The following is a 14,127-nucleotide window of genomic DNA, read 5'->3' on the forward strand; positions in this document are numbered from 1 at the left end:
CGGCGGAGTCCGNAGCGGAGCACAGGCCGTCGTCGCCGGTGCGGAGGTCCTGCTCGATCGCGGCCACGGTGCCGGTCATCTGCGGGTCGTCGGCCTTGATGTAGCCGATCTGCGGCAGCACCAGGAGGCTCGCGTCGACCTCGTCGGTGTCGTAGTGCTGCCGGTAGGAGCCGCGTTCGGCGTTCCAACCGTGCTCCTCGATCTCGGCCCGCACCTGGTCGCGCAGCGTGCGCCACCGGTCGACGGGGCCCTCGAGGCCGAACTCCTCGACGGCCGCGACGCCGCGGTCGAACGCCGCCCAGATCATCGCCCGGGAGTGCGTGAAGTGGCGACGTGGGCCGCGCATCTCCCAGATCCCGTTGTCGGGCTCCTGCCAGTGCTCCTCGACGTAGCCGAGCAGGGCTCGTTGCAGCGCCCAGGAGTCAGCGTTCTCCTCGACGCCGAGCTCTCGGGCGTCGTGCAGCGCGGCGAGGACCTCGCCGAACACGTCGCCCTGGTACTGCGTGTACGCGCCGTTGCCGACGCGCACCGGCGTCGAGTGCGCGTACCCGGGCAGGTTCTCGAGCGTCCGCTCCGGGAGTTCGCGCTCGCCGGCGACGCCGTACATGATCTGCACGTCCGCGGGGTCGCCCGCGATCGCCCGGAGGAGCCACCCGCGCCAGTGGGTCGCCTCGTCCCGGTAGCCGTGGGCGATGAGGGACGCCAGCGCGAGCGAGGCGTCGCGGAGCCAGACGTACCGGTAGTCCCAGTTCCGTTCGCCGCCCGGGTCCTCCGGGAGGCTCGTGGTCGCGGCGGCGACGACCCCGCCGGTCTCCGCGTGGGTCATGGCCCGCAGCAGCAGCAGCGAGCGACGCGTGGCGTCGACGTAGCGGCCGTGGGTGCGCACCGGGGCCATCCAGTCCTCCCACCACCGGGTCGTGCGGTGCAGCGCCTCCGTCACGTCCATCGGTGCCGGCGGTTCCCGGTGCGACGGGTACCAGGTCAGCACGGTGTCGATGACTTCGCCGTCTCGCACGGTCGCCGTCGCGGTGTGGCTGTGGTCCCGCGCGTGGAACCGGGGTCCGCGGACGATCACCGAGCCGGGACCCGCGGTCGCGAGGAGCGCGGGGTCGTCGTCGCCGCCGATCTGGCGGACCCAGGGGAGCGCCCGGGCGTAGTCGAACCGGATGGTGAGGACCTGCTCCACGTCGACGGATCCGCGGAGGCCCCGGACGCGCCGGACGATCGCGGCCCGGTGGGCACCGATCGGCATGAAGTCGGTGACCTCGACCACGCCCGAGCTCGTCGTCCAGACCGTCGAGAGGACCAGTGAGTCGCCGACGTACCGACGGTGCGACGTCGCGTCCGGGTCGGTCGGACGGAGGGACCAGCCGCCGTGCTCGGCCGAGCCGAGCAGGGCCGCGAAGGTCGACGGGCTGTCGAAGCGGGGGAGGCAGGCCCAGTCGACCGTGCCGTCCCGCGTGACGAGCGCCGCGGTGTAGGTGTCGCCGATGAGGGCGTGGTCCTCGATGCGCGCAGAGTGCATGATCCCGATCGAACCACGCGGCCGCCCCGGGGAGGCTGCGCTGAGGAGGTCCTCAGTCGGGCACCGGGTCGTCAGTGGTCGTCGAGCAGCCCGACCCGCTGGAGTTCGGTCCAGAGGCCGGCGCCGTCGGGGGCGAACACCCACGGCGCCGCCGAGTCCCGGGACCGCTCCTGTGCCCGGGAACGGCCACCGGCGAGGACGGCCTCGCTCGTGGAGAGCTGCCGGATCGCGACGCCGGCGACGTTCTCCGGGTGCTCCCGTGCGAAGTCGCCGTACAGCGACTCGTCGTGCTGGCCGTCGTCGCCGACGAGCAGCCACTGGACGTCGGGGAAGTCCCGGGCGAGGCGGCGCAGGTTCTCCTGCTTGTGCAGCTGCCCGCTCCGGAAGAAGCGGTCGTGCGTCGGACCCCAGTCGGTGAGCAGCAGCGTGCCGGTCGGGTACATGTTGCGCGTGAGGAACCGCTGCAGCGTCGGGGCGACGTTCCAGGCGCCGGTCGACAGGTACACCGTCGGTGCGCCCGAGTGCTGCGCCAGGACGCGTTCGTAGAGCACGGACATGCCCGGGACGGGCCGGCGGGCGTGCTCGGTGAGGACGAACGAGTTCCACGCGGCGAGCATCGGACGGGGGAGGCTCGTGACCATCACCGTGTCGTCGATGTCGGACAGCAGCCCGAACCGCGTGTCGGGGTGCACGACGAACACGTCCGCCTCGACGTCGCGGGAACCGCCCGCGGAGAGCTTGATCGTGCGCCACCCGGGCTCGAGGTCGATCGGCACGATGGCGTCGACGACCCCGCCGCGGTCGGACTGCACGACGTGACTCCGGCCCCCGGCGGTGACGGTGACCTCGGCGGAGTCGACCGCGACGCTCGTGAAGCTCTTCCACCCGCGGACCCCGACGTAGGAGGCGTCGGAGGCGAGCCCGCGGCGGGTGAGGAGCACGCGGGCGAGGACCCGCACCCAGCCGGGTGCACCGTAGCCGGTGTAGGGGATCACGGTCGGCACGAGTCCGCGGCGGCGCGCGCGCTGCTCGCGGAACTCCTGCACGGCGTCCTCGATCCGTGCCGCCCGGTGGAGGATCGGCTCGGCCAGCGACGGCTCGTGGGGCGTCGGGTCGGGCATCGCCCCATCATTCCACGCCGGGGCGACCTCGGACCCGCGGGTGCTCGGCGCGGACGACCCGGGCGCGCCGCCCCGGGCGACCCGAGGATGCTCATGCAGGATTGGGAGAGTCGCAGCCGAGTTCCAGACGGAGTCTGCGAGAGTTGCGGGGACACCACCGCCCACGTGTCGTGTGGACGGTGAAACACAACGCGCCACGCGCCTGCCGCGGGCGGGACGCGTCGAGGACGCGAGAAGGAGTACACGTGCTCGTCACCGAGGTATCGAACGCACTGCCGGGGGGATCATCACTGCTCAGGAACGAGCCGGTCCAAGCCCGCAGTTCGGCGCGCCTCGCCGGCCTCCTCGACGCCGCGGCCGCGGTCATCGACGAGATCGGGTTCGAGCGGCTGACGACGGCGATGGTCGCCGAGCGGGCAGGCGCGTCCATCGGGACCGTCTACCGCTACTTCCCGGACCGCATCGCCGTGGTCGAGGCCCTGGCGATCCGCTGCACGCAGCGCCTGGCCGCCCGGTTCGTCGAGGCGCTCGACGCGAGCGGTGCCGCCGACTGGCGCGCCGGTTGCGACGCGCTCATCGACATGACGGCCGACATGTACCGGACGGAGCCCGGGTTCCGGGCGATCCGGTTCGGCGACACGGCCGACACCGGTACCGGGGACGACGACGACCGCATGGCCGCGCTCGGGGGTGCCGTCAGCCAGGTGATGCGGGAGCGCTTCGGTCTGCCGGAGAGCGAAGCCGTCGACCGCGCGTGGACCGTGCTCGCCGAGTCCGGCCACGCCGTGCTCGCGCGGGCGCACGCCGACCGTGACGCTCCGGACCAGGCACTCGTCGAGGCGTACCGCGCGATGACCCACACCTACCTCGAGGCGGTCCTCCGCGACGCCTGAGCCGCCCCCACCCGTCCGACGACGCCCGCGCTCCGAACAGGGACGCGGGCGTCGTCGCGCGCGCCCACCGAGCGGGCGTCGCTGTCCATGAGGCGACACGGGGCGTCACCGCGCAACCGCTGTCGGTCCCCACGGGTACTGTCGTGCGGAGTCGGGCTACCTCCGAACAGAAGGGCACCCACCATGATCGAGTTCCGGTCGGTACGGAAGACGTACCCGGACGGCACCACCGCGGTCGAGGACTTCCACCTCGTCATACCCTCCCGGACCACGACGGTCTTCGTCGGGTCGAGCGGTTGCGGCAAGACGACCCTCCTCCGGATGATCAACCGCATGGTGGACCCGACGTCGGGGTCGGTGTCCATCGACGGCGAGGACGTCGCGTCGGTCGACCCGGTCCAGCTCCGCCGGCGGATCGGCTACGTCATGCAGAACGCCGGGCTCCTGCCGCACCGCCGCGTGGTCGACAACATCGCGACCGTGCCGCTGCTGACGGGTGTCGGCAAGGCGCAGGCGCGCGAGCGCGCGCTCGAGCTCATGGACACGGTCGGCCTCGACCGGGCGTTCGCGAACCGCTACCCCTCGCAGCTCTCCGGTGGCCAGCAGCAGCGCGTCGGCGTGGCGCGCGGGCTCGCGGTCGACCCGAACATCCTGCTCATGGACGAGCCGTTCGGCGCCGTCGACCCCCTCGTCCGCAACGACCTGCAGGACGAACTGATCCGCCTGCAGCGCGAACTCGGCAAGACGGTGGTCTTCGTGACCCACGACATCGACGAGGCGTTCAAGCTCGGCGACCAGGTCGTCATCCTCAAGAAGGGCGGCGAGATCGCCCAGCAGGGCACGCCGGCCGAGATCCTCGCCGAACCGGCGGACGACTTCGTCGCGAACTTCATCGGTGCGGGCCGTGGCCGGCGTGCGCTCCGGGTCGAGCAGACCCCGACGGGGCCGATCGTCGTGGACGGCGACGGACGTGCCGCCGGGGTCCTCACCGGCCCGGTCCAGGTGGTCGACGCCGCGGCCGCCGTCCCGCAGGGTGCAGAGGCCGGAGCGCGTGACACCGCCCCGGGTGCTCCGGCGCAGGGTGGGGGACCCCGGTGAACTGGGTCCTGTCGAACCTCGACACGATCGGGGACGCGACGACCGCGCACCTGGCGATCGCGATCCCGCCGATCATCATCGCGTTCGTGCTGTCGATCCCGATCGGATGGCTCGTCGTCCGTCTGCAGCGTCCGGGCAGCTCGCGCTTCTCCGCAGGGCTCGGCAGCGGCATCGTGACCTTCGCCGGCCTGCTCTACGCGATCCCGTCGCTGGCGCTCTTCGTGGCGCTGCCCGGCATCATCGGGACGAGCCTCACGAGCCCGGTGAACGTGATCATCAGCCTGACGATCTACGGGCTGGCGCTCATGGTCCGGTCGACGGTGGACGGGCTGACCTCGGTCGACGGCGCGACGGCCGCGGCCGCGACCGCGATGGGGTACTCGTCCGCGCAGCGGTTCTTCCGCGTCGAGCTCCCGCTGGCCGGGCCGGTCCTGCTGGCCGGACTCCGCGTCGTCGCGGTCTCCACGATCTCCCTGACGACCGTGGGCGCGGTCCTCGGGATCCAGAGCCTCGGCTCGCTCTTCACCGACGGCCTCGCGCGCGGCATCTTCGAGGAGATCATCTCCGGGATCGTGATGGTGCTCGTGCTCGCCTTCGCGATCGACGCCGTGCTCGTCCTGGTCGGCCGGCTCGTGATGCCGTGGACCCGTCGCACGCGGACGAGCCAGCGCTCCGCGCGCCGGGTGCTCCAGCAGGCGGAGGTGGCCTCGTGATCATCGGCGACGCGTTCGGGTGGGTCTTCGACCCGCAGAACTACTCCGGTCTCAACGCCATCCCCGGTCGGCTCTGGGAGCACGTCTGGATCACGCTGTTCGCGGTCCTCATCGCCTCGGTCATCGCGATCCCCATCGGCTACGCGATCGGCCACACCGGGCGTCTGCGGGGCTTCTCGATCGGGGTGTCCGGCGGCGTCCGTGCCCTGCCGACGCTCGGCGTCCTGTCGCTCTTCGGCCTCCTGCTCGGGATCGGCCTGCAGGCGCCGCTCCTCGCGCTGGTCATCCTGGCCATCCCGTCGGTGCTCGCCGGGGCGTACTCGGGCATCGAGTCCGTCGAACCCGTCACCGTCGACGCCGCCAAGGCGCAGGGCATGACCGGCTGGCAGGTGCTGTGGAAGGTCGAGATCCCGCTCGGGCTGCCGCTCCTCATCGGCGGGATCCGAGCAGCCGTGCTGCAGGTCGTCGCCACCGCCACCCTGGCCGCCTACGTGGGCGCCGGTGGTCTGGGCGGCTACTTCTTCCTCGGGCTCAAGACCCAGGACTACGCCGAGATGCTCGGCGCCTCCATCCTCGTGATCGCACTCGCGATCGCGTTCGAGATCGTGTTCGCCGCACTCCAGCGGGCGGCGGTGCCGAAGGGCACTGCCGACCCGTCGGCCCGGCGGCGCCAGGGGTCGCGCGAGCGGTCCCGCAATCCCATCCCGGAAGGAACTCCATCGTGATCACAGCAAAGATCCGTGCCGGCGTCGCAGCAGCGCTGGCACTGGGCGTCGCGGCAGCCCTCAGCGGCTGCGCGTCGAGCAACCCGCTCGACAGCGGCTCCAGCAGCTCCAGCGACTCGAAGACGATCGTCATCGGGTCGCAGCAGTACTACTCGAACGAGATCATCGCCGAGATGTACGCGCAGGTCCTCGAGAAGGACGGCTTCCAGGTGAAGCGGAACTTCAACATCGGGCAGCGTGAGATCTACCTGCCGCAGCTCCAGAAGGGCGCGATCGACGTCATCCCCGAGTACAGCGGCAACCTGCTGCAGTACTACGACAAGAAGGCCACCGCGAAGACCCCGTCGGAGATCGACGCGGCGCTCCAGAAGGCGCTGCCGTCCGGCCTCCGAGTCCTCGACGAGGCCGAGGCGACCGACCAGGACAGCTACACGGTCACGAAGCAGTTCTCCGAGGAGAACGACGTCACGAGCCTCGCCGACCTCAAGAACGTCGAGAAGACGCTCACCGTCGGCGCGAACTCCGAGTTCCAGACCCGACCGTACGGTCCGAAGGGGCTGAAGTCGGTCTACGGCGTGGACGTCGACTTCAAGGCGATCGAGGACTCGGGCGGCGCCCTGACGGTGAAGGCGCTCAAGGACGGCACCGTCCAGCTCGCCGACATCTACAGCGCGGACCCGAGCATCAAGGCGAACGACTTCGTCTCGCTGAAGGACCCCGAGAACCTGATCCTGCCGCAGAACGTCATCCCGGTGGTGTCGAAGAAGGTCGACGACAAGGCGGCCGCGGACATCGACGAGGTGAGCAAGGTGCTCACCACCGATGCGCTCATCGAACTCAACGCGAAGAGCGTCACCGACAAGGAGAAGGCGTCCACCATCGCGAAGGACTTCCTCACCGAGAAGGGCCTGCTGTAACAGCGCGTCCCACACCGGAAAGACGACAGGCGTCGGGCTTCGGCCCGGCGCCTGTCGCTGTTTGCCGAGCCGGCCTCGCAGCACGCTTGTTCCGTACAACCGTGCCGTGCAGTTCTCCTGCACATTCGTGCAGAGGAGTGTTCTACAACTTGTCGAACGAGGTGTCCGGGCGGTAGCGTGGAGGTGTCCCAAAGGCCTGTGACACCAGAAGTTCCCCCTTCCACAGGAAGCAACTGACGTGCACCAACAGCGCGCGGCGACCCGGCTCGGAAACGCCGCATGAACGACATCCTCGATCCGCTCATCCTGTCGCGGTGGCAGTTCGGTCTGACGACGATCTACCACTTCCTCTTCGTGCCCCTGACCATCGGCATGGCCGTGGTCGTCGCGGTGTTCCAGACCGCCTGGGTGCGCACCGGACGGGCGCACTACCTGCAGCTCACCCGGTTCTTCGGCCGGATCTTCCTCATCAACTTCGCGATGGGCGTGGTCACCGGCATCGTGCAGGAGTTCCAGTTCGGCATGAACTGGTCGAACTACTCGCGCTTCGTCGGTGACGTGTTCGGCGCACCGCTCGCGCTCGAGGGCATCCTGGCGTTCTTCTTCGAGGCCGCGTTCATCGGGCTCTGGATCTTCGGCTGGGACCGCCTGCCGAAGAAGGTGCACCTCGCGACGATCTGGTGCGTGAGCGTCGGCACGATGCTGTCGGCGTACTTCATCCTCGCGGCGAACGCGTTCATGCAGCACCCGGTCGGCTACGCCATCAACGAGGCCAAGGGCCGCGCCGAGCTCACCGACATCTGGGCCGTGCTCACGAACAAGGTCGCGCTGGCGGCGTTCCCGCACACCCTGTTCGGCGCGTTCATGGTCGCCGCGTCGGTCATCATCGCGGTCGCCGCGTGGCACCTGGCCCGCAACCAGAACCTCGAGACGATGCTGCCGGCGCTGAAGTTCGGCATGTGGACGATGCTCGCCTCCGGAGCCCTCACGGTCCTCACCGGCGACCAGCTCGGGCTCACGATGGTCGACACCCAGCCGATGAAGATGGCCGCGGCCGAGGCGCTCTACAACACCTCGACCGGCAAGGACGCCTCGTTCTCGATCTTCACGCTCGGTACTCCTGACGGGGTCCACGAGCTGTTCTCGATCCGCATCCCGTACCTGCTGTCGTTCCTCTCGACGCACACCTTCAACGGCACCGTCGAAGGCATCAACGACCTGCAGGCGCAGTACTCGCAGGTGTACGGTGCCGCGATTACAAGCCGATCATCTGGGTCACGTATTGGCCTTCCGGTGGATGATCGCCCTCGGCGTGGGCGCGGTCCTCGTCTCGCTCGTCGGGCTCTGGCTGACCCGCAAGGGCGGCTTCCCCCAGCAGCGCTGGGTGTGGCGGGTCGCGACCTGGGCCATGCCGCTCCCGATGGCCGCGATGATCATGGGCTGGATCTTCACGGAGATGGGCCGCCAGCCGTGGCTCGTCTTCGGGCTGCTCAAGACGGCCGACGGTGTCTCGCCGAACGTGACCGGCCTCGAGGTCCTCATCTCGCTCGTCGTGTTCACGCTCATCTACGGCGCCCTCGCGGTGGTCGAGTTCCGGCTCATCAAGAAGGTCGCGCAGGAGGGCCCCGCCGCCCCGGCGGAGGTCGACGAGGAGACCGGCGAGGTCAAGCACGAAGTGACGGTGTACTGAGATGGACCTGCCCGTGCTCTGGTTCGCGATCGTCGGACTGTTCTTCGTGGGGTACTTCGTCCTCGACGGGTTCGACTTCGGTGTCGGCATGTCCCTGCCCTTCCTCGGCAAGGACGACACCGACCGCCGCGTGCTGATCAACACCATCGGCCCCGTCTGGGACCTCAACGAGACCTGGGTCATCGTCGCCGGCGCCTGCCTGTTCGCGGCGTTCCCGGAGTGGTACGCGACGATGTTCTCCGGCTTCTACCTGGCGCTGTTGCTCATCCTCGCGGCACTCATCGCCCGCGGCGTCTCGTTCGAGTACCGGCACCAGAACAAGCACGCCGAGTGGAAGCGTCGGTTCGACCTGATGATCATCGTCGGCAGCGCCCTCCCGTCGTTCCTCTGGGGCGTCGCGTTCGGCAACGTCGTGCGCGGCATCCCGATGGACGCCGGCCACAACTACACCGGGTCCATCTTCGACCTGCTCAACCCGTTCGCGCTGCTCACCGGGCTGACCACGCTCCTGGTGTTCTTCACCCACGGCGTCGTGTTCGTCGCGCTGAAGACCGAGGGGGAGATCCGCGAGCGGGCCAAGCGGCTCGCGACCCGTGCGGGCATCGTCACGATCGTCGTCGGCGCAGCGTTCCTCGTCGCGATGGCGTTCGTCCGGGCGACGCCGGCGAGCCTCGTGCTCTCCGTGGTGGCGGCACTGGCCCTCGTCCTCGCGGTCCTCTGCGCCGCGTGGGGCAAGGAAGGGCGGGCGTTCACGCTCATGGCGATCACGATCGCCGCGGTCGTGCTGGCGATGTTCACGGCGATCTTCCCGAACGTGATGCCCGCGTCGAACGACCCGGCGAACAGCCTGAACGTCTACAACGCGAGCAGCGGTTCGTACACGCTGACCGTGATGAGCTGGGTCGCGCTGATCTTCGTCCCGCTCGTGCTCGCCTACCAGGCCTGGACCTACTGGGTCTTCCGCAAGCGCGTCTCGCGGGCCCACATCGCCCAGGCCGCCCACTAGCCGCCCACGACCACGAGGAAGCCACGATGAAGCCGCTCGACCCGCGACTGCTGCGCCTGTCGCGGACGGCGCGCGGCTTCGTCGTGGCAGCCGCGGGCACCGGGGCACTGCGGACGCTCGCGACCGTCGCCGTCGCATGGGGGATCGCCGCTGCCGTGACGCTCGGGGTCGACGCGGTCGGCGAGGGCCGCCTGCCCGTCGCGTTCGCGCAGGCGCTCGCGCTCCTCGGCGGTGCGTTCGTCGTCCGGGCGGTCGCCGCGTGGGCGACCGACGACCTCGCGGCCCGGGCGGCAGCACGCGTGAAGAGCGAGCTCCGCACGCGGGTCCTCGCCCGGGCCGCCGAGCGCGGACCGGCGTGGCTGGCCGCGCGGTCGAGCGCCGGGTTCGCCACGACGCTCGGACCGGGTCTCGACGCCCTCGACGCGTACTTCGGCCGGTTCCTGCCGCAGCTCGCCCTCACCGCCATCGCCACGCCGGTGCTGCTCGTCGCGATCGGCCTCGGCGACCCGACGAGCGGCATCGTGGTCCTGTGCGCGCTGCCGGTGATCCCGGTGTTCATGGTCCTCATCGGCCTCGCGACCCAGGCGCTGCAGCGGAGGCAGTCCGACGCCCTCGCCACCCTCGGCGGCGCGTTCACGGAGGCGGTCGAGGGCCTCGCGACGCTGAAGGTCTTCGGTCGGGCACGGCGACAGGTCGGGCGGATCGGCGCTCTCACGGACGGCTACCGTCGCGCCACGATGGGCGTCCTGCGGCTCTCCTTCGTCAGCGGTTTCGCGCTCGAGCTCGCCGCGAGCCTCGCGGTCGCGCTCGTCGCGGTGTCCATCGGGGTCCGGCTCGTCGACGGCTCGCTCGGCCTCGGGGCCGCGATGTTCGTCCTCGTCCTGGCACCCGAGGCCTTCGCGCCGATCCGACAGGTGGGTGCCGACTTCCACGCCGCGCAGGACGGTGTCGAGGCCGCCGCGGCCGTGCTGGACGTCCTCGACGACGACGGTGACGCGGCCGTCCCGACGAGCCCGACGCCGCTCCCGCTTGCTGGTGCGCTCGTCCTCGACGCCGTCACGGTCCCGCCGCCCGGACGTCGTGATCGGTCCGATCGACCTCCGTGCCGAGCCGGGCACGGTGGTCGCACTCGCGGGCCCGAGCGGATCGGGCAAGTCGAGCATCATCGCTGCGCTCCGCGGCGCTGTGGCGCACGACGGCACCGTGACCGTGCCCGGTCCAGCCGGGACGACCGCGGCGGAGCGGACGACCTGGGCCGACCAGCGGACGCGCCTCGTGGGCGGCACCGTCGCCGAGAACGTCGCGCTCAGCGCGACCCCCGACGTCGTCGCCGTGACCACGGCGCTGCGTGAGGCGGGGCTGGGTGTCGACCCGGGCCTCCCGGTCGGGTCCGGCGGAGCCGGTCTGTCCGGTGGACAGGCGCAGCGCGTGTCCGTCGCCCGCGCCCTGTACCGCGCGAGTCGGGCGGACACCCCCCTCGTCCTCCTCGACGAGCCCACCTCCGCACTCGACGCCGACTCGGAGTCGCAGGTCGTCGCGGCGATCCGCCGGCTCGCCGCCGACGGCCGCGTCGTCGTGGTCGCCAGCCACCGCCCTGCAGTGCTCGCAGCGGCGGACGTGCGGATCGACGTGCGCACCGGTGGCGCCGTCACGGTCACCGCCGCGAGCGGAGCGCGGGCGTGAGCCGGGAGGCACGACACGACTCCGTCCTGCGGCTCGCCCTGCCGCGCGGGGCTGGGTGGGGCAAGGCCGTGGGGGCCGGCGTGGGCAGTGCGCTGTGCGCGGTCGCCCTGCTCGCCGCGAGCGGCTACCTCATCACGCGTGCCGCGGAGCACCCGCCGATCCTCTACCTCACGCTCGTCATGGTCGGGGTGCGGGCGTTCGCGCTCGGGCGGGCGGCCCTCCGGTACGTGGACCGCCTCGCCGGTCACGACGCGTCGTTCCGCCAGCTCGCCGTGGTCCGGACGGAGATGTACCGCCGACTCTCGTCGGTCGCGCCCGCCGGTCTCGGCGCGACCGGACGCGGCGACCTCCTCACTCGGCTCGTCACGGACACCGACCGGCTGCAGGACCTGCCGATCCGGGTCGTCGGGCCGCTCGTGTCCGCCGGGGTCGTGGCGCTCGTGTCCGTCGTCGCGGTCGCGCTCGTCTCGGTGCCCGCTGCGGTCGTGCTCCTCCTCGCCCTCGCGGCCGCGGCGCTCCTCGGGTCGGTGGTGACGGTCGCCGTCGCGCGGCGCTCGGACGAGCGGACCGCAGCGGACCGGGGCCGGGTCGCGGACCTCGTGCTCGACACCGTCCGCGCGCTCGACGTCTTCGCCGCCCACGGCGCCCTCGACGAGCGACTCGCGCACATCGCGCGGCTCGACCGGTCCGTGACCGCCGCCGTGCGTCGTCGGGGCGCCGTCGAGTCCCTCGTCGGTGCCCTCGGCGGGCTGCTGGGCGGCGCGGCGGTCGTCGGGATCCTCGCGGTCGGCGCACCCGCGGTGGTCTCCGGGGCCCTCGACGGACCCCTCTGGGCGCTCGCGGTCTTCGTCCCGCTGGCGCTCTTCGAGGTCATCGGCGGGGTGCCGCTCGCGGTCCTGACACTGCGTCGGGTGCGCGCCGCTGCCGACCGGGTCGAGGCCGTGGTGCCCACTGCGCTGCCGACCGGGATCGTGCCGGAGCCTTCCACACCCGCAGACCCTGCCTCGCTCGTCGTGGACGGCGCCGTGTCGGTCTCCGTCCGTGACCTGTCGGTGCGTTGGCCCGGCGCGAGCGTCGACGCCGTGTCCGGGGTGTCGCTCGACCTGCTCCCCGGCGAGGTCGTCGTGCTCGAGGGGCCGAGCGGCGCCGGCAAGTCGACGCTCGTGGACGCGCTCGTGCGGTTCGTCGACCACCGCGGCTCGTACGCGATCGACGGCGTCGAAGCGCGCGACATGCACCCCGACGCGGTCCGCGCACGCATCGGCCTCATCGAGCAGGACCCGTTCGTGTTCGACCAGTCGGTCCGGCAGAACCTGCTGTTCGCACGCGACACCGCGACCGACGAGGAGCTGCTCGACGTCCTCGACCGGGTCGGGCTCGGTCCGTGGGTCGTCGGGCGGGGCGGGCTCGACGCCGGCGTGGGGGAGCGCGGCGTCCTCGTGTCCGGCGGGCAGGCGCACCGGCTCGCGCTGGCCCGTGCGCTGCTGCACGCGTTCCCGGTGCTCGTCCTCGACGAGCCGACCGCGGACATCGACCCCGACCTCGCCGAGGCGCTGCTGCGTGACCTCGTCGGTGCCGCTCGGCGGGCCGGGCGGACCGTGGTGATCGTCTCGCACGTGCCCGTGCCGGTCGACCTCGTCGACCGCACCCTGCGGATGCGGGACGGACGACTCGTCAGCGCATGACGGGCCGCAGCCGACGTCACGGGGCCGAGCCGGGCCTCCAGGCCTTGTAATCTTGGTGACCGTGACCACCGAGCAGTACGCCGAGGACCCGAACGCCTACGACTTCCGTCGACTCCAGGAGAAGTGGCAGCCCCGCTGGGAAGAGCTCGGGCTCTTCACCACGGACCTCGACGACACGCGGCCGCGGAAGTACATCCTCGAGATGTTCCCGTACCCGTCCGGCGACCTGCACATGGGGCACGCGGAGAACTGGGCGCTCGGTGACTTCGTCGCGCGCTACTGGCGGCAGCAGGGCTTCAACGTGCTGCACCCGATCGGCTGGGACTCCTTCGGCCTGCCGGCGGAGAACGCGGCGATCAAGCGCGGGGTCGACCCCAAGGAGTGGACCTACGCGAACATCGAGCAGCAGAAGGCGTCCTTCAAGCGCTACGCGCCGTCGTTCGACTGGACGACCGAGATCCACACCTCGGACCCCGAGTACTACAAGTGGAACCAGTGGCTGTTCCTCAAGATGTACGAGAAGGGCCTGGCGTACCGGAAGGACAGCTGGGTCAACTGGGACCCGGTGGACCAGACCGTGCTCGCGAACGAGCAGGTGCTGCCCGACGGCACCTCCGACCGCTCGGGCGCCGTCGTCGTCAAGAAGAAGCTGACGCAGTGGTACTTCAAGATCACGGAGTACGCGGACCGGCTGCTCGACGACCTCAACCAGCTCGAGGGGCGGTGGCCGGCGAAGGTCATCGCGCAGCAGCGCAACTGGATCGGTCGGTCGGTCGGCGCCGACGTCGACTTCGTCATCGAGGGGCGGGACGAGCCCGTCACGGTGTTCACCACGCGCCCGGACACGATCCACGGGGTGACGTTCCTGGTCGTGGCGCCCGACTCGGACCTGGCCGCGTCGCTGGTGGCCTCCGCGTCCGCCTCCGTCCGTGCGGACTTCGATGCGTACCTCGTCGCGACGCAGAAGACCTCGGAGATCGACCGGCAGAACGCCGACCGCCCGAAGACGGCGTGCCGCTCGGACGCTCCGCGATCCACCCGCTGACGGGGGAGCGCCTGCCCATCTGGGGC

Annotated in this window: 10 protein-coding genes and 3 pseudogenes; 11 read left to right on the forward strand and 2 right to left on the reverse strand. The window is 71.1% G+C overall.

Translation table 11 applies throughout. The features are described from left to right. A partial coding sequence (locus tag I59_RS13255) for a glycoside hydrolase family 15 protein (protein ID WP_022904278.1) occupies positions 1 to 1,525 on the reverse strand: 1,525 nt, incomplete at its 3' end. Between the two features lie 71 nt (positions 1,526 to 1,596). Beyond that, positions 1,597 to 2,646 (reverse strand): App1 family protein, encoded by a 1,050-nt coding sequence (locus I59_RS13260; protein ID WP_022904279.1) that lies wholly within the window; start codon positions 2,644 to 2,646, stop codon positions 1,597 to 1,599. Positions 2,647 to 2,891: 245 nt separating this feature from the next. Between I59_RS13260 and I59_RS22915 the strand changes: the two genes are divergently transcribed. The 11 genes and pseudogenes from I59_RS22915 to I59_RS13310 form a co-directional block, all read left to right on the forward strand. Then, entirely contained in the window at positions 2,892 to 3,539 is a 648-nt protein-coding gene (locus tag I59_RS22915; protein ID WP_022904280.1) for a TetR/AcrR family transcriptional regulator, read from the forward strand. A gap of 183 nt (positions 3,540 to 3,722) precedes the next feature. Beyond that, positions 3,723 to 4,637, forward strand: a complete 915-nt coding sequence (locus I59_RS13270; RefSeq protein ID WP_022904281.1) for an ABC transporter ATP-binding protein — start codon at positions 3,723 to 3,725, stop codon at positions 4,635 to 4,637. Further along, complete coding sequence (locus I59_RS13275) at positions 4,634 to 5,350, forward strand: ABC transporter permease (RefSeq protein ID WP_022904282.1); 717 nt, start codon at positions 4,634 to 4,636, stop codon at positions 5,348 to 5,350. Before I59_RS13270 ends, I59_RS13275 begins: the two co-directional genes overlap by 4 nt. After that, positions 5,347 to 6,075 (forward strand): ABC transporter permease, encoded by a 729-nt coding sequence (locus I59_RS13280; RefSeq protein ID WP_022904283.1) that lies wholly within the window; start codon positions 5,347 to 5,349, stop codon positions 6,073 to 6,075. The genes I59_RS13275 and I59_RS13280 overlap by 4 nt, the downstream gene beginning before the upstream one ends. After that, positions 6,072 to 6,992, forward strand: a complete 921-nt coding sequence (locus I59_RS13285) for an ABC transporter substrate-binding protein (RefSeq protein ID WP_022904284.1) — start codon at positions 6,072 to 6,074, stop codon at positions 6,990 to 6,992. Before I59_RS13280 ends, I59_RS13285 begins: the two co-directional genes overlap by 4 nt. Before the next feature lie 279 nt (positions 6,993 to 7,271). After that, positions 7,272 to 8,682 (forward strand): annotated as a pseudogene (locus I59_RS20010) (cytochrome ubiquinol oxidase subunit I). A 1-nt stretch (position 8,683) separates the two neighbouring features. Further along, positions 8,684 to 9,688, forward strand: a complete 1,005-nt coding sequence (gene cydB / locus I59_RS13295; RefSeq protein WP_022904289.1) for a cytochrome d ubiquinol oxidase subunit II — start codon at positions 8,684 to 8,686, stop codon at positions 9,686 to 9,688. A gap of 26 nt (positions 9,689 to 9,714) precedes the next feature. Beyond that, positions 9,715 to 10,503: pseudogene (locus I59_RS23545) on the forward strand (ABC transporter transmembrane domain-containing protein); the annotation flags it as partial. Positions 10,504 to 10,807: 304 nt separating this feature from the next. Next, on the forward strand, positions 10,808 to 11,371 hold the full coding sequence (locus I59_RS23550) for an ATP-binding cassette domain-containing protein (protein ID WP_261976577.1): 564 nt from the start codon (positions 10,808 to 10,810) through the stop codon (positions 11,369 to 11,371). After that, on the forward strand, positions 11,368 to 13,056 hold the full coding sequence (cydC, locus tag I59_RS13305) for a thiol reductant ABC exporter subunit CydC (protein WP_031273804.1): 1,689 nt from the start codon (positions 11,368 to 11,370) through the stop codon (positions 13,054 to 13,056). Before I59_RS23550 ends, cydC begins: the two co-directional genes overlap by 4 nt. Positions 13,057 to 13,117: 61 nt before the next feature. Next, positions 13,118 to 14,127: pseudogene (locus I59_RS13310) on the forward strand (class I tRNA ligase family protein); the annotation flags it as partial.

The organism is Curtobacterium sp. B8 (assembly GCF_000333315.1).
GTDB lineage: Bacteria > Actinomycetota > Actinomycetes > Actinomycetales > Microbacteriaceae > Curtobacterium > Curtobacterium luteum.

What these genes read in the sequence shown, in the direction of transcription:
- I59_RS13260 (WP_022904279.1), bottom strand. Translation starts at nt 2,646, where the DNA reads ATGCCCGACCCGACGCCCCACGAGCCGTCGCTGGCCGAGCCGATCCTC.
- I59_RS13270 (WP_022904281.1), top strand. Translation starts at nt 3,723, where the DNA reads ATGATCGAGTTCCGGTCGGTACGGAAGACGTACCCGGACGGCACCACC.
- cydB (WP_022904289.1), top strand. Translation starts at nt 8,684, where the DNA reads ATGGACCTGCCCGTGCTCTGGTTCGCGATCGTCGGACTGTTCTTCGTG.